Source organism: Phenylobacterium sp., from assembly GCF_036723115.1.
In the GTDB taxonomy this organism is placed as follows: Bacteria; Pseudomonadota; Alphaproteobacteria; order Caulobacterales; family Caulobacteraceae; genus Phenylobacterium.
The window spans coordinates 1-17102 of sequence record NZ_DAIMHV010000054.1 but is presented as its reverse complement, the minus strand read 5'-3'; the positions used below and the strand labels follow the sequence as shown (position 1 = coordinate 17102).

General features: G+C 71.4%; 17 protein-coding genes and 1 pseudogene. 7 read left to right on the top strand and 11 right to left on the bottom strand.

The features are described from left to right. Positions 1–641 (top strand): sulfite exporter TauE/SafE family protein (locus tag V7D28_RS07740; protein WP_333586801.1); only part of this gene is annotated, 641 nt, incomplete at its 5' end. Further along, positions 638–1426, top strand: coding sequence for a TIGR02186 family protein (locus tag V7D28_RS07735; protein ID WP_333586800.1), 789 nt, complete (start codon positions 638–640; stop codon positions 1424–1426). The genes V7D28_RS07740 and V7D28_RS07735, both read left to right, overlap by 4 nt. A gap of 22 nt (positions 1427–1448) precedes the next feature. Here the strand turns inward: V7D28_RS07735 and pdeM are convergent, their stop codons facing one another. Both pdeM and V7D28_RS07725 read right to left on the bottom strand, forming a co-directional pair. Continuing rightward, positions 1449–2114 (bottom strand): ligase-associated DNA damage response endonuclease PdeM, encoded by a 666-nt coding sequence (pdeM, locus tag V7D28_RS07730; protein ID WP_333586803.1) that lies wholly within the window; start codon positions 2112–2114, stop codon positions 1449–1451. A gap of 68 nt (positions 2115–2182) precedes the next feature. Beyond that, entirely contained in the window at positions 2183–4651 is a 2469-nt protein-coding gene (locus tag V7D28_RS07725) for a ligase-associated DNA damage response DEXH box helicase (protein WP_333586802.1), read from the bottom strand. 62 nt (positions 4652–4713) lie between these two features. Here V7D28_RS07725 and V7D28_RS07720 point away from each other — a divergent pair, with 62 nt between their 5' ends. Then, complete coding sequence (locus tag V7D28_RS07720) at positions 4714–7512, top strand: ATP-dependent DNA helicase (RefSeq protein ID WP_333586799.1); 2799 nt, start codon at positions 4714–4716, stop codon at positions 7510–7512. 4 nt (positions 7513–7516) lie between these two features. Here the strand turns inward: V7D28_RS07720 and V7D28_RS07715 are convergent, their stop codons facing one another. From V7D28_RS07715 to V7D28_RS07695, 5 genes are all read right to left on the bottom strand, one after another. Continuing rightward, positions 7517–7846, bottom strand: a complete 330-nt coding sequence (locus V7D28_RS07715; RefSeq protein WP_333586798.1) for a DMT family transporter — start codon at positions 7844–7846, stop codon at positions 7517–7519. A 1-nt stretch (position 7847) separates the two neighbouring features. After that, positions 7848–8783 carry a prephenate/arogenate dehydrogenase family protein gene (locus V7D28_RS07710; protein WP_333586797.1) on the bottom strand — a complete coding sequence of 312 codons (936 nt, stop codon included), beginning with the start codon at positions 8781–8783 and terminating at the stop codon, positions 7848–7850. A 5-nt stretch (positions 8784–8788) separates the two neighbouring features. Further along, the gene (hisC, locus tag V7D28_RS07705; RefSeq protein WP_333586796.1) at positions 8789–9913 is read right to left on the bottom strand and encodes a histidinol-phosphate transaminase; all 1125 of its coding nucleotides are present in this window, start codon (positions 9911–9913) and stop codon (positions 8789–8791) included. Between the two features lie 47 nt (positions 9914–9960). Beyond that, positions 9961–10770: a chorismate mutase gene (locus tag V7D28_RS07700; RefSeq protein ID WP_333586795.1), complete on the bottom strand. Its 810-nt coding sequence runs from the start codon at positions 10768–10770 to the stop codon at positions 9961–9963. A 98-nt stretch (positions 10771–10868) separates the two neighbouring features. Further along, positions 10869–11918: a DUF2125 domain-containing protein gene (locus tag V7D28_RS07695; protein WP_333586794.1), complete on the bottom strand. Its 1050-nt coding sequence runs from the start codon at positions 11916–11918 to the stop codon at positions 10869–10871. Between the two features lie 25 nt (positions 11919–11943). Here V7D28_RS07695 and V7D28_RS07690 point away from each other — a divergent pair, with 25 nt between their 5' ends. Continuing rightward, complete coding sequence (locus V7D28_RS07690; protein ID WP_333586793.1) at positions 11944–12495, top strand: gamma-glutamylcyclotransferase; 552 nt, start codon at positions 11944–11946, stop codon at positions 12493–12495. Here the strand turns inward: V7D28_RS07690 and V7D28_RS07685 are convergent. Genes V7D28_RS07685 through V7D28_RS07670 form a run of 4 tightly spaced genes read right to left on the bottom strand, consistent with a single transcriptional unit; the run spans position 12492 to position 15526 of the window. Then, positions 12492–13196, bottom strand: coding sequence for a lysophospholipid acyltransferase family protein (locus V7D28_RS07685; RefSeq protein ID WP_333586792.1), 705 nt, complete (start codon positions 13194–13196; stop codon positions 12492–12494). The two genes, V7D28_RS07690 and V7D28_RS07685, sit on opposite strands and share 4 nt — an antisense overlap. A gap of 58 nt (positions 13197–13254) precedes the next feature. Then, the gene (locus tag V7D28_RS07680; protein WP_333586791.1) at positions 13255–13893 is read right to left on the bottom strand and encodes a YdcF family protein; all 639 of its coding nucleotides are present in this window, start codon (positions 13891–13893) and stop codon (positions 13255–13257) included. A gap of 17 nt (positions 13894–13910) precedes the next feature. Further along, positions 13911–14801: a cell division protein FtsX gene (locus V7D28_RS07675; protein WP_333586790.1), complete on the bottom strand. Its 891-nt coding sequence runs from the start codon at positions 14799–14801 to the stop codon at positions 13911–13913. After that, the gene (locus tag V7D28_RS07670; protein ID WP_333586789.1) at positions 14798–15526 is read right to left on the bottom strand and encodes a cell division ATP-binding protein FtsE; all 729 of its coding nucleotides are present in this window, start codon (positions 15524–15526) and stop codon (positions 14798–14800) included. Before V7D28_RS07670 ends, V7D28_RS07675 begins: the two co-directional genes overlap by 4 nt. A gap of 58 nt (positions 15527–15584) precedes the next feature. Here V7D28_RS07670 and V7D28_RS15320 point away from each other — a divergent pair. The 3 genes and pseudogenes from V7D28_RS15320 to V7D28_RS07660 form a co-directional block, all read left to right on the top strand. Continuing rightward, a pseudogene (locus tag V7D28_RS15320) lies at positions 15585–15686 on the top strand (MJ0042-type zinc finger domain-containing protein); the annotation flags it as partial. 198 nt (positions 15687–15884) lie between these two features. Next, positions 15885–16487, top strand: a complete 603-nt coding sequence (locus V7D28_RS07665; RefSeq protein ID WP_333586788.1) for a DUF3426 domain-containing protein — start codon at positions 15885–15887, stop codon at positions 16485–16487. Continuing rightward, complete coding sequence (locus tag V7D28_RS07660; RefSeq protein WP_442957908.1) at positions 16480–17007, top strand: phosphoribosyltransferase; 528 nt, start codon at positions 16480–16482, stop codon at positions 17005–17007. Before V7D28_RS07665 ends, V7D28_RS07660 begins: the two co-directional genes overlap by 8 nt. Positions 17008–17102 lie beyond the last annotated feature (95 nt).

Sequence of the window (17102 nt, the reverse complement as noted above, 5' to 3'; positions counted from 1 at the left end):
TTGTGGGGGTGGAGATCTTCCGCTGGCTGCGCCTGATGGGCCAGGCCGACCTGGTGGTCTCGCTCTCCTATCTGATCTTCCTGGGCGCGATCGGCGGGCTGATGCTGGTGGAATCCCTGGCCTCGGTCCTGCGCCAGCGCCGCGGTCAGCCGCCGGCCAAGCGCCGCGACCGCCGCCCGGTCTGGCTCTATGGCCTGCCGCTCAAGGTGCGTTTTCCCCGCTCGCGCCTCTATATCAGCATTATTCCCCCCGTCGTTCTGGGGGTCTTTGTGGGCATCCTCTCGGCCATCATGGGGGTGGGCGGCGGCTTCGTCCTCGTGCCGGCCATGGTCTATATCCTGCGCATGCCCGCCGGCGTGGTGGTGGGGACCAGCCTCTTCCAGATCATCATCACCACCTCCCTGGCCAGCGTGCTGCAGGCCGGACGCAACCAGTCGGTGGACATCGTCCTGGCCACCCTGCTGCTGCTGGGCGGGGTCGCCGGCGCCCAGCTCGGCGCCCGCGCCTCGTCCCGTTTCCGGGCCGAGGAACTGCGCGCCGTCCTGGGTCTGATCGTGCTGATCATGGGCCTGCAGATGGGGCTGGAGCTGTTCATCACGCCCGAGGACCCCTTCGTCCTGGTGGGGAGCACCGGGGAATGATCGCCGCCCCCGACCAGGCGCCGCCCGCCGTCATCGCCCCGGCCGAGGAGGGCGCGCGGGTGGCCGCGGCCCTGACCGAGACCAATGTCCGCGTCACCTCGGCCTTCGCCGGCGCCAAGATCGTGCTCTATGGGGCGGTCTTTGATCCCGAGACCCGGCCGGCCGACGTGGTGGTGATCGTACGCGGGCCTGACCAGCCGATCCGCATCGCGCGCAAGACCCGGGTGGCCGGCCTGTGGATCAACAGCCGCCCGGTGGTGTTCGAAGGCGCGCCGGGCTTCTACATGGCCGCCTCCACCCGCCCCCTGGGCGAGATCGCCAGCTTCTCCACCCTGCGCCGGATGGGGGCGGGGATCGACAACCTGCCCATGAACGCCCCGGAGGAGGAGCGGATCGAGACCCGCTACGGGGTCCGTGACGTGGTGGTCAGCCGCCTGGGCGCGGACTATCTCGACTGGCGCCGGGCGGTGATCCGGCTCAAGCAGGACGCTCGCCTCTACGCCACCGACGAGGACGGGGTGGCCTTCGTGGACCGGGGGCTGTTCAAGGCCGAGATCGACCTGCCCACCACCGCCCCCATCGGCGAGTATCAGACTGAGATCATCCTCTTCCAGGACGGCGAGCCTGTGAGCCGACAGGCGCGGACCATCACGGTGGAGAAGGCGGGGCTGGAGCGCTGGCTCTTCGTCTTCGCCAATGAGCGGCCGTGGCTCTACGGGATCGTCTCGGTCCTGATCGCCCTGACCTCGGGCTGGCTGGCCTCTGTGATCTTCCGGCGGCGATAGGGCGCCCGCCGCAGCTGTAAACCTAGTCGGGCGTCAGCGAGCGCCAGCCCACCGCATGGACCTTGTCGCGGCCCAGGGCGCCGGCCAGCGGCGTGCGGGCGAAGAGGCCGGCGAAGGCCTGGTCGCGCAGGTTCAGGCCGCCGGCATAGGCGCCGAAGGCCGGCAGGATCATCCGCGATCCGTCCGTGGCGAAGCAGCGCCGCCGCACCGTCCCCCGTCCTGAGGTCACCCGCGCGCAAGGGTGCAGGTGGCCCGACAATTCGCCGAGCTGCAGGCCGGGCTCTGGCTCATGGCGCAGGATCAGGGGGCCGAGATCCAGGGTGTCGGCCACCTCGCCCGGCAGGCGCTGAGGCCCGTCGGCGTCGTGATTGCCCACCAGCCAGACCAGGGTGCGCCCCTGGGCCAGGGCGGCGAGCCGCGCGGCGTCCTGCCCGTCGAGCCGGTCTTCCGCCCGCCGGTCGTGGAAGCTGTCGCCCAGGAAGATCAGCAGGCGCGGCGATAGCGCCGCCACCTCGGCCTCCAGCCGGTCCAGGGTGTCGCGGGTGTCGTAGGGCGGCAGGAACTGGCCCCGCGCCCCATAGGCCGATCCCTTCTCGAAGTGCAGGTCGGCCACGATCAGGGCCTGTTGCGCCACATCCAGCAAGGCGCCGGAGTTGCGCATCAGAACCTCCGCGCCGGCCAGCCCCATGACGATCCCACCGCAGGGGCTCTGGGCGAAGGCGTAGGGTTCGGCGCGGGTCTGGCGGGCGAGGGCGGTCACGATACGGCTTCGGCGATCAGGTCTTCGGCGGCTTCGGCCAGGATCATCTCGCCGGCCGCGCCCGGCACCCGTTCCTTGCCGATCTCCAGCAGCATGGGAACCGAAAACGGCGACAGGCGGTCCAGGGCGGCGTGGCGAATCCGGCCTTTGATGCGGGCCAGCATATGGCCCACGCGGGCCACGTCGATAAGCCCTGTGGCCGCATCCTCGCGGGCGCAGCGCAACAGCAGGTGATCGGGCTGGTGCCGACGCAGGACGTCATAGACCAGGTCCGCGGAGAAGGTGATCTGACGGCCCGACTTCTCCGCCCCGGGGAAGCGCCGCTCGATCAGGCCGGCCAGAATGGCGCAACCCTTGAACGACCGCTTCATCATGAAGCTCTCGGCCAGCCAGTCTTCGAGGTCGTCCCCCAGCATGTCCTGGTCGAACAGAACATCGAGATCGAGACGGTCCATGGGCTTCAGGGACCAGACGGCCAGGGCGTAGTCGTTGCAGACGAAGCCCAGGGGGGCCGCGCCCATCCGCTCCAGCCGGCGGGTGAGCAGCATGGCCAGCGTGGTATGGGCCAGGCGCCCCTCGAAGGGATAGCAGACCATGAAGTGCCGCTTGCCCCGGGGAAAGGTCTCCACCAGCATTTCGTCCTCGGCCGGGATGAGCGAGCGGTCGCGCTGGATCTCCAGCCACTCACGGACATCGGCGGGCAGGACGGACCAGTGGTTCTGGTCGAACATCAGCTCGCGCACCCGTTTGGCCAGGAAGGTGGAGAGCGCGAACTTCGACCCGCCCCAGGAGGGCATCTTGGGATCGGTCGCCGGCGCCGGGCTCACCAGCACGTCCAGCGCCGTCACCCCCATCAGCCGCCAGACCTGGCCTGCGAAGACGAAGGTGTCGCCGGGGTCGAGGGCTTCGAGATAGCCTTCTTCCACCTCGCCGATCTTGCGGCCCGCCCGACCGCCCCGGCCGGCGATGCGCACGCTGAGCACGGCGGGCGACAGGATGGCGCCGACGTTCAGGCGGTGACGCAGCTTGGCGTCGGGGTTGCGCGCCCGCCAGAGCCCGTCCTGGCCCTTCACGATCCGCCGGAAGCGGTCATAGGTGCGAAGGGCGTAGCCGCCGGTGGAGACGAAATCCACCACCAGCTCGAAGTCCTCCCAGGCCAGGTCCCGGTAGGGGCCGGCGGTGCGGATCTCGTCATAGAGCGCCAGGGCGTCGAAGGGCTCCGAGCAGGCGCAACCCATGACGTGCTGGGCCAGGATGTCCAGGGCGCCCACCCGGGGCGGGTCGCCGTCGAAGCGGTTCTCGGCGATGGCCTCGCGGGCGGCCTGGCACTCCAGCATTTCGAAGCGGTTGGCGGGCACGAAGAGGGCGCGGCTGGGCTCGTCCATCCGGTGGTTGGCCCGGCCGATCCGCTGGACCATGCGCGAGGCGCCCTTGGGCGAGGCCAGCTGGATCACCAGGTCCACATCCCCCCAGTCGATGCCGAGATCGAGGGTCGAGGTGCAGACCACCGCGCGCAGCTCGCCGCGGGCCATGGCCGCCTCCACCTTGCGCCTCTGCTCGGCGGCCAGGGAGCCGTGGTGCAGGGCGATGGGCAGGCCCTCGTCGTTCAGCTTCCACAGCTCCTGGAAGGCGAACTCCGCCTGGAAGCGGGTGTTGACGAAGACGAGAGCGGTCCTCGCCTGCTTGATCGCCTCATAGACGTCGCCCATGGCGTGCTGGGCGGTGTGGCCCGCCCAGGGCACGCGGCCTTCCGACAGCAGCACATCGACGATGGGCGCCGCGCCTCCGGGCCCCGTGACCAGATCCACCGACCCCTCGCCCCTGCCCATCCACCTTCGGATGACGTCGGGATCATCCACCGTGGCCGACAAGCCCACCCGCCGCAGCCGGGGCGCGAAGGTCTGCAGCCGGGCGATGTCCAGCGCCAGCAGATCGCCCCGCTTGGTGGCGTGAAGCGTGTGGATCTCGTCCAGGATGATGCAGGACAGGTCTTCGAAATAGGCCCGCGCCCCTTCCCAGGCGCAGAACAGGGCCAGCTGCTCGGGCGTGGTCAGCAGGATGTCGGGGGGCCGCGTCCGCTGCCGCTGGCGCCGCGCGGCGCCGGTGTCGCCCGTGCGCGACTCCGCCACGATGGGCAGGCCCATCTCGCGGATGGGGGTGGAGAGGTTGCGCTCCACATCCACCGCCAGCGCCTTGAGCGGCGAGATATAGAGGGTGTGGACCCCGCGGGGCGTATTGGCCGGCGGCCGCGTGGCCAGGTCGATCAGGCTGGGCAGGAACCCCGCCAGGGTCTTGCCGCCGCCGGTCGGCGCGATCAGCAGGGCGTCGCGCCCGGCCCGCGCGCGTTCCACCATGGCCAGCTGGTGATCCCGCGGCGCCCAGCCCCGCCCGGCGAACCAGTCGGAAAACTGCGCGGGCAGCAGATCGGCGGGCAGATCAGCAGGTGGGGCGGCGTCCGTAGCCATCGTCATGGCCTATAGCATGTTCCCGTTCCGTTTCACGGCAAATCCCGGTAGGAATCGCCGTTGTGAACGCCGCCGTCCCCGCCCTTGATCTTGCGCCCGCCCTGGTGGTTCTGCCGGGGCCGCGGGCGGCGGCGGCTGATGCCGAACGGGCCGAGGCCCTGCGGGCGCCCGACGCCCGCGATCTTTTCGAGCGGGGTCCGGTGCTGCTGGCCCATGCGGCCATGACCGCGCGCCGCCTGGGGCTCAATCCGCCCCCGCGCAATCCGCGCACCTTCGACGCCCTGGAGCTCTTCGCCTTTGTGCGGCCGGCCCGGTTCTGCGCGCCCTCGGCGGCGGGACTCGCACAGACGCTGGGCCTGGCCGAGCCCAAGGGCGCCGTCGCCCAGGCCGGCGCCCTTCGCCAGGCCTGCCTGATCCTGCTCGAGGAGCTCTCCCGCCATCCCGAACCCAGCCGGGAGGAGGCGCTGGCCCAGGCCGAGACCCTGGCCCGCGGGGGCTGGGCCTGGGGGCCGGCGGTGATCGGCGCCCTTCGGACCGCGCCGGTGGGCAACGCCTTCCGGGGGTCTGGCCTGGACGTCTGGACCCGCATCCCCGAGTGGGAGGATCAGGCGCCGGCGGGGGAGGCGGGCTCCAGGCCCGTCGAGGGCGCCGAGGCCGCCCGGCGCCTCGCCGAACTGCTGCACCGGGCTGGCCTGGACGAGGCGCGGCCGGCGCAGGCGGAGTTCGCCGCGGAGGCGGCCTACGCCTTCCAGCCCCGCGACCGGGAGGGGGAGCCGCGGATGATGCTGGCCGAGGCCGGCACGGGCGTGGGCAAGACCATGGGCTATCTGGCCCCGGCCTCCCTGTGGGCCGAGGCCAACGGGCCGGCGGTGTGGGTCTCCACCTATACCCGCGCCCTGCAGCGGCAGATCGAACGGGAGAGCCATGCGCTGTTCCCCGATCCCAAGGTGCGCGCTCGCAAGGCGGTGGTGCGCAAGGGCCGCGAAAACTATCTCTGTCTGCTGAACTTCCAGGATGCGGTGAACGCCGCCCAGCTGGGCAATGGCGACCTGGTGGGTCTGACGCTGGCCGCCCGCTGGGCCCGGGCCACGCGGGACGGAGACATGACCGGCGGGGATTTTCCCGCCTGGCTGCCCACCCTGTTCGGCCTGCCCACGCCTTTGCAGGCCTCGGCCGCCAATCTGGTGGACCGGCGCGGGGAGTGCGTCCATGCCGGCTGCCAGCACTACCGGACCTGCTTCGTGGAAAAGGCCATCCGCGGCTCGCGCAAGGCCGATCTGGTCATCGCCAACCATGCCCTGGTCCTGACCCAGGCGGCGTTCGACGGGGCGCGGGCGGCCCGGGGCTCCAAGGCCGACACCGAGACCGCACATCTGAAGCGCCTGGTCTTCGACGAGGGCCACCACCTGTTCGAGGCCGCCGACAGCGCATTCTCCGCCGCGCTTTCGGGGGCCGAGGCCGCCGAACTGCGCCGCTGGCTGCGCGGCCCCGAAGGCCGGGGCCGACGCGGGCGCGGGCTGGAAGCCCGGCTCTCCGACGTGATCGGCGATGCGGATGAGGCGCGGCGCGCCCTGTCGGACGCCCTGCACGCCGCCGCCGCCCTGCCCGGCGAAGGCTGGTCGGGCCGCATCGCGCCCCCCAATGGCGAGGTGAACCCCATCGGCGCCATCGAGGCCTTTCTGGTGGCGGTGATGGAGCAGCTTCGCGCCCGCGCCGCGCCCTCGGACGTAGGTATGGAATGCGCCGCGCGGCCGGCCCTCGACCTGGTGCGCGACACCGCCCGCGAGGCGGCCGGGGCGCTGGCCCGCATTGAGGCGCCCCTGCTGGCGCTCGCCCGCCATCTGGAGGACCTGCTGGATGACGAGGCCGCGGCCCTTGGCCCCAGCGAGCGGGCGCGGATCGAGGGGACCCTTCGGGGCCTGGACCGCCGGGCGCGCATGACCCTGCCAGCCTGGCGCTCCATGCTGCGGGCCATCGACGAGGACGCCGAGGATGATCCCGACTTCGTGGACTGGTTCGACGCCACCTTCCTCTATGGTCGGGTGGTGGACGCCGCCTGCCGAAGGCACTGGGTCGATCCCACCGAGCCCTTGACCAACGCCGTGATCGCGCCCGCCCACGGGGTGCTGGTGACCAGCGCGACCCTGGCCGATCCGGCGCTGGACGATCCCTTCGCGCTCGCCGAGATGCGCACCGGCGCGGCGCGCCTGCCCGACCGGCCCAAGACGCTCAAGCTCGCCTCGCCCTTTGACTACGCCGCCCATGCGCGCGCCTTCGTGGTCACCGATGTGGGCCGCGAGGACCCGCGCCAGGTGGCCGCGGCCATGCGCGAGCTCTTCCTGGCCGCGGGGGGCGGGGGCCTTGGCCTCTTCACCGCCATCCGCCGCCTGCGCGCGGTGCATGAGCGCATCGCCGCCCCCCTGGCCGACAAGGGCCTGGCCCTCTACGCCCAGCATGTGGACCCGCTGGAGGTGGGCGCGCTGGTGGACATCTTCCGCGCCGAGGAGGATTCCTGCCTGCTGGGCACAGATGCGGTGAGGGATGGGGTGGACGTGCCCGGGCGGTCCCTGCGCCTGCTGGTCTTCGACCGCGTGCCGTGGCCGAGGCCCGACATCCTGCACAAGGCCAGACGGGCCCGCTTCGGCGGCAAGGGCTATGACGACGCCGTCGCCCGGGGCCGCATCGCCCAGGCCTTCGGCCGCCTGATCCGCCGGGCCGATGACAAGGGGGTGTTCGTCATGCTGGACGCGGCCGCCCCCACCCGCCTGTTTTCCAGCCTGCCGCCGGGCGTGGAACTGCAACGCGTGGGCCTGGTGGAGGCCATCGAGGCGACGACCGCGTTTCTGAATCCCGAAGCCTGACGCGCTAAGCCGTCGCCTTGGAGAAGACCTGGATGACGATCACGCCCGCCAGGATCAGGCCGATGCCCACCAGGCCCGGCACGTCCAGGATTTGGCGATACAGCACCCAGGCGATGGCGGTGATCAGCACGATTCCGACCCCCGACCAGATGGCGTAGACGATGCCGACGGGCACGGTGCGCATGGCCTGCGACATGCACCAGAAGGCGATGAAATAGCCGACGCCGGTGACCACCGAGGGCAGGGCGTTACGGAAGCCGTCCGAGGCCTTCAGCGCCGTGGTGGCGATCACCTCGGCGACGATGGCGATGGAGAGCCAGGCCATGCCGGGCATGTCAGGCGCCCCGCTTGCGGCCGAAGTCGGGCTCGGCGCTTTCCTGACCGGCCTCGATCACGCCGCGGCGGATCTCGCGGGTGCGGCTGAAGAGGTCGTGCAGCTTGTCGCCCTCCCCCCAGCGGATGGCCCGCGACAGGGCCTGCAGGTCCTCGGTGAAGCGGCCCAGGATCTCCAGCACCGCATCCTTGTTGGTCAGGAAGATGTCGCGCCACATGGTGGGATCAGAGGCCGCGATGCGGGTGAAGTCGCGGAAGCCGCCGGCGGAATACTTCATCACCTCGGCGCGGGTGACCTCCTCCATGTCGGCGGCGGTGCCGACGATGTTGTAGGCGATCAGGTGGGGCAGGTGGCTGGTGACGGCCAGCACCAGATCGTGGTGCTTCTCGTCCATGCGCTCCACCTGGGCGCCGAGCGCGCTCCAGAAGTCGGCCAGGCGCTGGACGGCCTCCAGATAGGCGTCGTCCTGCCGATCCTGCGGGGTCAGGATGATCCAGCGCCGGTGGAAAAGCTCGGCGAAGCCCGCCTCCGGCCCCGACTGTTCGGTGCCGGCGATGGGGTGGCCGGGGACCACATGGACGCCGGGAGGGCAGGCGGCCAGCAGGGCCTCGCTGACGGCGGCCTTCACCGAACCCACATCGCTGATCACCGCCCCGGCCTTCATGGCGCCGGCGCAGGCGCGCGCCGCCTCGCCGATGGCCCGGACAGGAGTGGCGAAGATGACGAGATCGGCGTCCTGCACCGCATCGGCGGCGGTGTCCGTCACCTGGTCGGCCAGGCCCAGGCGGGCGATGGTCTCCCGCGCTGCGGGACTGGCGTCATGGATGGCGATGGTGCGCACAGCCCCGCTGGCCCGCGCGCCGCGGGCCACGGAGGAGCCGATCAGGCCGCAGCCGATGATGGCGAGCTTGTCGAAGACGGGCAGGTCGAGTTCCACCAGGTTCAGGCCCGCATGAAGTCGGACAGGGCGTCGATCACGGCGCGGTTGTGCTCTTCCAGCCCGATGGTCAGGCGCAGGTGGTCTGGCAGGCCATAGCCGCCCACGCCCCGCACGATGAGCCCGCGCCGGGCCAGAAAGTCCTCAGCCGCCGCCGCGGTCTTCGCGCCCTGCGAGGGGAAGCCCACCAGCACGAAGTTGGTGGCGCTGGGCACCGGCGCCAGGCCCATGCCGCCCAGCTGCTGGGTCAGCCAGGCCCGCCAGCGTCCCACCAGCTCCAGCGACGCGCGCTGGAAGTCCTTGTCGGCCAGGGCCTCGATGGCCGCCGCCTGGCCGGGGATGGTGGTGTTGAACGGCTGGCGGATGCGGTCCAGGGCCGCGATCATGTCGGCCGGCCCATAGGCCCAGCCCACGCGCAGGGTGGCCAGGCCGTGCAGCTTGGAGAAGGTGCGGGTGACGATCACATTGTCGGCCGTGCGCGCCAGATCGGTCCCGTCCTCGAAGGCGGGATCTTCCACGAACTCGGCATAGGCGCCGTCGAGCACCAGCACCACGCTGGCGGGCAGGGCCGCCTGCAGGCGGCGGATTTCGGACCCGACCACATGGGTGCCCGTGGGATTGCCCGGATTGGCGATGAAGACGAGGCGGGTGCGCGCGTCCACCAGCTTCAGCAGTTCGTCCACATCGACGCGATAGTCGGGCTCGGGCGCATTGCGCACCTCGGCCTGGCAGGCGCGGGCGCCGATGGCGTAGGCGCCGAAGGCGAACTCCCCCTGAACGATGTTGTCGCCCGGCTCCAGATAGACCTGGCAGAGCATGTGGAAGATTTCGTCCGAGCCGCAGCCGAAGATCAGGCGCTCGGGCTCCAGGCGAAACTCGTTGGCGATGGCTTCACGCAGTCGGGTGGCGCGGCTGTCGGGATAGACGTGCAGCTGATCGATGGCCGCCGCATAGGCGGCCTTGGCCCTGGGGCTGCAGCCCAGGATGTTCTCATTGGCCGACAACTTCAGCGGATGCTCGATCCCGTCCACCGTGGCCTTGCCGGGCACATAGGCGCGGATGTCGAGAATGCCTGCCTTGGGCACGGGCCGATCGGCGGCGGCGCGATCGGGGCTGAACGTATCGGACATGGGACTGAAGGGCTTTCGGAGCCGGGAGTGTGGAGAGCGTCCCGCTCTTACACGTCGAAGGGCTCTGGCGCAGCCCCGATGACGCCCGACAGGCGGCCTGGCGCCCGGGCGAGCCGCTCGTCCTGCGGCTGGTAGTAGCCGGCCAGGGTGAAGAGCTTCAGCCCTCCGGCCTCGCTCAGCAGTTCGGCGGCCACGCCGTCGCGGCTCAGGGCCTCGATGGTACGGTTGGCCGGACCCGGGGCGTCGGTCACCCACAGGGTCACATCGGCGCCGGTGGGCTCCACCTCCACCTGGGCCACCGCCAGGGCCGAGGCCGGACCCCAGGCGTTCAGGCAGGGCAGGACAGCGAAGACCCGAAGCGTCGGCTCGGCCAGCAGGCGGCCCCACCAGGCGCTGTCGCCCCCCAGCATCAGCACGCCCACCCCGCCCAGGACCTTGGCCGCGGCCACGGCCTCTTCCGGACGCTGGGCGGTGCGCAGGCGCGGGGCGGCGCCGAACCGCAGGCGAGCGAGCTCCACGGCCCGCGCGGGCGCAGGTCCGCCCCAGACAGTGAGGTTGAACGGACCCTGCAGGGAGAGGCTCTCGGCCATCAGCTCCCGCCAGACCCGGATGACCAGGGCGTCGCTGGCGCCCTGGCGCGGATGGGCCAGCAGCCGGCGCAGAACCTGGGTCTCGCGGCCGGGCCGCAGACCGAACTTGTCGCCGTCGCCGGCCGCCTTTTTGGCCGCGGCCACCTGTTTGGCCAGGGCGGCGCGCTCGTCCAGCAGGCGCAGCAGGTCGCCGTCGATGGCGTCGATGCGGGCGCGCACGGCCTCCAGCGATACCGGTGTCTGCGAAGCGCGGTCGGCGTCGGCCATTTCTACCCCCGAAAACGGAACCCGCGACCTAGGTCATTGCGCGAGGGGGCGCAATAGGGCGGTGGGGCGCATAAATGTTGCACGTCGGCCCTGGGCGTTCAGTAGACGCGCGGCGCCGGCCCGATGGCCACCGGCCCCAGGGTCGTCTGGCCGGCCTGGAAGGTGATGGCCGCCTGGGCCACATCATCGGCCCCCTGACGGGCCGCCGTCACCGCCGCGGCGGTCTGGGCGGTTTCCTCCGGCAGCACGCCCCCTTCGCCCAGGGCCGCCAGGGCTCGCGGCGCCTCGCGCAGGGTGACTTCCAGGGCGCCGCGCAGCCGGCCGTCGGCGCCGACCGTGACCATGCCCCGGTTGACCGTCAGTATGGCGTCGCCCGCAGTGAGACCGGCCTCGCGCACCTGGGCCTCGCCGCCGTCGCTGGCCCAGGCGCGCACGGCGCCGGGCCAATCGTCGCCGTGGAAGGCGCTCATGCGGTTGAGGGCCAGGTCCAGACGCAGGGCGATCTCGCCGTCCTGGGCGATCCGTCCGAAGGATCCGGCGGCGCGGGCCTGACCCTTCTTCACCTGGAGGAACAGCGCCCCCTGGTCTTCGGGCCCCGGACGGAGGTGGAAGCCCACCTCTTCGGCCGACGACAGGGCGAAGGGCTGCGCGCCTGGCGCCGGTTCGAACACCAGCTCGCGCCCCTGGAAGTCGAAGCGCGGCGGCCTGCGGTCGGCCTCGCCGAGGCTGGCGCGCAGGACCTGGCCGGTCACCCGCACCGCGCCGGACTCCGGCCGGGTGAAGGTCAGGCCCTCCGGCGCGGCGAACACCCAGTTCCGCAGGGCGTGCATGAAAGCTTCCGACTCCAGCCGCGGCGCCGACAGGGCCCAGCCCGAGGGTTCGCGGATCTGCGCCTCGGTCAGCGTCACATTCAGCCGGAAGGGGTAGCCGCCGATGCTGCGGGTCCCCCAGCTCACCTCATAGCCCGCCGCGCGCAGGGCCTCGGCGGTGGCGTCCATGCGATCGGCCGTCTGGATGCGCACCCAGAACCACAGCCCGCTCCAGGCGACGGCGCCGATGAGCAGCAGGATGAACGGCAGATAGAGCCCCAGGCGCCGGGGTTTGCGGGCCGGCGGGCTTTCGGGCAGAGACACTTCAGGCTGAGTCATGCGGTGGTCTTTGGAGACGTTGTCTTTGGACGGGTCGGGCGGCGAAGGGCGTTGGGTGTTCGGCTATGGCTCGCTCATGTGGCGGCCTGGCTTCGGCTTCGTGGAGCGTTCGGCGGCCACATTACACGGACGCCGCCGCGCCTTCTGCATCTATTCGGTCCATCACCGGGGCACCTATGAGCGACCGGGCCTGGTCCTGGGCCTCGCCCCGGGCGGGGCGGTGCGCGGGGCGGCCTTTCGGGTCTCCGAGGGCGACTGGGCGGAGACCTACGCCTATCTGCTGGAGCGGGAACAGCCCACCGAGACCTATGTGGAGGCCCGCCGGCACGTGCGTCTGGCCGATGGACGCCGGGTGGAGGCGCTGATCTTCCTCTCCGACGTGGCCCACCCCCAATGGGCCGGGGCGCTGAGCCTGGAACGCCAGGCCGAGCTGATTTCCGGTGCGCGGGGGTTGTCCGGCCCCAACGAGGACTATCTGCGCGACCTCGTTAGTCACCTGCGCCACGAAGGCGTCCGCGACCGCGCCATGGAGCGGCTTCTCAGCCTTGTGGAGGCCCGCGAAGGGCGCGCTGCTTAGAGCGCGTTGAGCCGCAGGGAGGCGGTCTCGATCCGCTCCTCCAGCTGGCGCATGAACTCCGCCCGCTTCAGTCCTGGGGGAATGGGTTCGAGATATTCGAACACGATCTTGCCCGGACGGCGCAGGAAGCCGTGGCGCGGCCAGTGGACCCCGGAATTGGTGGCCACCGGATGCACGGGCAGGTTCAGCTCGCGATAGAGGGCCGCCACGCCAGGCTTGTAGTCCCCCTTCACGCCGGGGTCGCCGCGGGTGCCTTCCGGGAAGATCACCAGCTGCCGGTCCTCGGTGAGGCGCTCGCGGGAGTCGCGCACCAGCTTCTTCAGGGCCGCGGCATGGGCGTCCCGGTCCACCACAATCATGCGCGCCTTCAGGGCGTACCAGCCGAAGAAGGGAATCCACATCAGCTCCTTCTTCAGGACGAAGCAGGCGTCGGGCAGCCAGGTGAACTGGGCGAAGACGTCGAACATGCACTGGTGCTTGGGCGCCACCAGGGCGGGACCCGTGGGAATGTGCTCGCGCCCGCGCACCTCTACCGAAATGCCGCAGATGGGCAGCAGGGCGATGACGCCGCGGGCCCACAGGTCCAGCGCCCGCAAGGTCCAGCGCCGGGGCGCCAGCAGGACCGGCAGGATGATGATCGCCGCCACAGCCGACCACAGATAGAACAGGGCGACGAAGAGAAGGGACCGCAGTGCCGTCACGGCGCGCCTTTCGATCTGGGAATCCGCAGTCCCTGGTTCGGGCGCCGCGCTGGAAAGATCAACTGGTCTTGGGTTCAGCGCTGGCCGGCGGGGCCGCCGAAGACTCAGAGGTGCGGTCCAGCCGCCGCAGAGCTTCGCGGCCGAAGATGGCCAGATACTTCATGTATTCGGTCACCATCAGCCGGGCGCCGCCGGTGGTGCGCCACCAGCGTTCGGCGTCCAGGCTCGGCGTGGCCACGGGAAAGGCGGTCAGCCGGGTCTGGGGCAGGGCTGAGCCCAGCTCCAGCATGGCGCGCGGGATATGGTAGTCGGCGGTGACGACGATCAGACTGTCATAGCGGCGCGCCCGCACCCAGCCCGCCGTCTCCTGCGCGTTGCCGAAGGTGTCGGCGGCCTCGAATCCCAGGTCCACGCAGCAGTCATAGAGCAGCTGGACGGCCCGGCTGACATTGCGGATGTCCTCGCGGCTGGCTTCGCGATTGACGCCGGAGATCAGCATCCGGTCGCCCAGCCCGGCCTCCAGCAGCCGCATGCCCGCCGCGATCCGTTCGTTGGAGCCCGCGCCGGTCAGGGCGACGATCCCGTCAGCGGCTTCCGGCTGGGGGGCGGGCGTCGAGCGGCGGACGCGCTCGGCGAAGGCGAACAGGCCCGCCGTCCAGATCAGCGCCAGGACCAGCAGCACGGCTAGGGTTCTCATGGACGTGCGGCTTCTCTTCAGGACAGTTCGCGGATCAGGGCCGTGGCGGTGAGCCGGGCGGCCAGGGCGGCCACCAGGGCTGCGGCCAGGGGGCAGGGTAGAACGGCCAGCAGATCGCTCCAAGCCACCGGCAGAACCGGACTCAGCCCCTGGCCGCCGCCGGCCAGCCGCAGGCCCGCCCCCAGCAGGGCTGCGGCCGCCGCCCCGATCAGTCCCGCCGTGGCGGCCATGCGCGCGAACCGCGCCTGGAAGAGCCGCGCGATGAACCGGTCTTCGGCGCCGGTGTGATGCAACAGCTCCACCACCTCGCGCCGCGCCGCCAGCCCCGCCCGGGTGGCGAAGGCGATGACGGCCGCGGCGGCCGCAGTGATCACGGCGAAGACCCCCAGCCCCACCCAGCGGGCCAGGGCCGCGCCGCGCTGGATATCGGCCATCCAGGCGCTGTGGTCGTCCACCACCGCGTCCAGCCCCCGGGCGCGCAGGGCGCGGGTCAGGGCGTCGGCCGTGGCCGGAGCCTCCTTGGCCAGGGTCACGGCCACCAGGCGCGGCACAGGCAGGTCGGCCAGGTCGGCGGCGTCCCCCAGCCAGGGGGCGATCAGGGCTTCGGCCTTTTCCCGCTCGATGGCGCGCACCTCGGCCACGCCCTCTACGCCGGCCAGGGTCTCGGCGGCGCGGGCGGCGGCGGTGTCGGGGGTCTCATTGGCCTTGGGGCGGACGATCACCGTCATCTCGCCGGTGAGCTGGTCGGTCCAGCCCTGGGCGGCGCGGTCGGCGGCGATGACCCCCAGGGCTGTCAGACAGGCCAGGAAGCAGAGCACCGCGATCACGAAGATCAGCGCGCTGTCGCGGGCGTCGCGCCGGGGCAGGAAGGGCGCCGGCCGCCACCGCTGGGGATCAAGGCGGCTCATGGCCGCGCCAATCCCGGCAGGCCCATATGGACCAGCCGGCCGCCCTCCAGATGGATCACCGGCTTGCCCGAGCGGGCCACCAGATCCTGGTCGTGGGTGGCGATGAGAACCGTGGCGCCCAGGCGGTTGAGCTCCAGGAACAGGCGCAGGATGCGCAGGCCCATCTCGTGATCCACATTGCCCGTGGGTTCGTCGGCCAGAAGAATGTCCGGGCGGCCCACCACCGCGCGCGCAATGGCCAGCCGCTGCTTTTCCCCGCCGGCCAGGGTGGGGGGCAGGGCGTGCATGCGATCCCTGAGCCCCACCCAGGCGAGGAGTTCGGCCACATCCTGGCGATAGGAGTCCGGGCGGTGGCCGGCGATGCGCAGGGGGACCGCGGCGTTGTCGAAGGCGCTCATATGGTCGAGCAGGCGGAATTCCTGGAAGACCACGCCGATGCGCCGGCGCAGGAAGGGCCGGATGTCCGGCCCCGTCTCGGCCACGTTCTGGCCAAACAGGTGCAACAGCCCGCGGGAAGGCTCCGCCGCCAGATAGATCAGCTTGAGCAGAGAGGTCTTGCCCGCCCCGGAGGGACCGGTGACGAAATGGAAAGACCCTTGCGGCAGAGAGAAGCTGAGGTCCCTCAGCGTCTCGGGCTCGCGCCCATACCGCATGGACACGTCGTCGAAACGGACGACGGCGTCATCGGCTTCGGGCGCGTCGGAGGCATACGGGTTTCTGGACATGGAGACCGGAATCGGCGACCTCGGTTAAGATGGGCTGGAGGGTCCGAATTCGGCGGCCATGATACTGACCTGTCCAGACTGCTCCACCAGCTATTTCGTGGACGACGCGAAGATTCCCGAGGACGGGCGCGTCGTGAAATGCGCGAGCTGCGGCCATCGCTGGACGGCGCGGCGCGAGGTCGAGCCTGCGTCCCTTCCGCCGACGCCCCTCGACGCTCGGCCCATGGCCGCGGCGCCCGCCGCCGATAGCCCTACCCGCCCGGCGGATCAAGCGTCGCCGGAGAGCGATCTTGAGGCGGTCCCGCGACCCGAACCCGTATCGCGCACCTTCCGCGCCCGGGCGCAGGACAATAGAAAGTTGCGGGAGGCCGCGGCCACCGGGGTGATCTGGGCTGGAATGTCGGCCACCCTGGCCCTGATGATCGCCGTGGCCGTGGTGTTCCGGGTCGATGTGGTGCGTCTGTGGCCGGGCTCGGCGGCGGCCTTCGCCAGCGTGGGCCTGCCGGTGAACAGCGTCGGCCTGACCATCGAGGGGGTGGAGTTCGAACCCGCCCTGCAGGACGGTCATGCGGCGCTGTCCATCTCGGGCATGATCCGCAATGTCGAGGATCGCACCATCACCGCGCCGCCCCTGCAGATTCGGCTGCTGGACAAGGCCGGTCAGCCGGTGGCCACCAAGATCGCCCGGCCCGCAGATCCCGCCGTCCCGCCCGGCGAGACGCGGCATTTCGCCATCGCCATCGTCGATCCGCCCGGCACGGCGGCGGACCTGGAGATCACCTTCGCCCAGGTCCGGGTCGCTGCGGCCCCCAAGGCCCCGCCCAAGCCGGAAAGCCTGGACCTGAGGGGCGCAGCCGAGGCGAGCCTGCTCGACCATCCCGCCGTCGCCGTGAAGGAGGCCGAGCCCCTGCCGCCTGAACCGCACCAGCAGGATCACCATGAGGGCGAGGGTCATGAGTGACGAGGCGCGGGAAATTCTGCTGGACGAGGCCGAGGTCGCCGCTCGGGTGGAGGCCCTGGCCCGCGAGATCGCGCCGCGCATCGATGACGACACGGTGGTCATCTGCCTGCTGACCGGCGGCCTGTGGTTCTGCGCCGACCTCACCCGGGCCCTGGCGCGGGCGGGGCGGCATGTGAGGTTCGACGCCCTCTGGCTCGCCTCCTATGGGGACGAACGCGCAAGCCTTGGCCGGTGCGAGGTGCGCGCCGATCTTCAGAGGCCGCTGTCGGGGCGCCGGGCCCTGGTGGTGGACGATGTCATCGATACGGGCCTCTCGCTCAGCGAGGCCGCCCGGCTGGTGCGCGACTCCGGCGCAGCCGAGGTGCTGACCTGCGTCTTCGCCGCCAAGCCCTGGCCGACGCCGCGGGCCATCGAGCCGGACTTCGTCGCCTGGCGCGCCCCGCCCCGCTTCCTCGTGGGCTATGGCATGGACGCCGCCGGCCGCCTGCGCGGCCTCCCCTACATCGGGGCGATGGACTGAGGGCGGCGTCTCCGCCGACCTCAGATCCTGAACCGCGATCTCCCTAAAGCCAGGGGGCCGAGGTTTCGCGGGCGAGCATGTCCTCATAGGTGGGG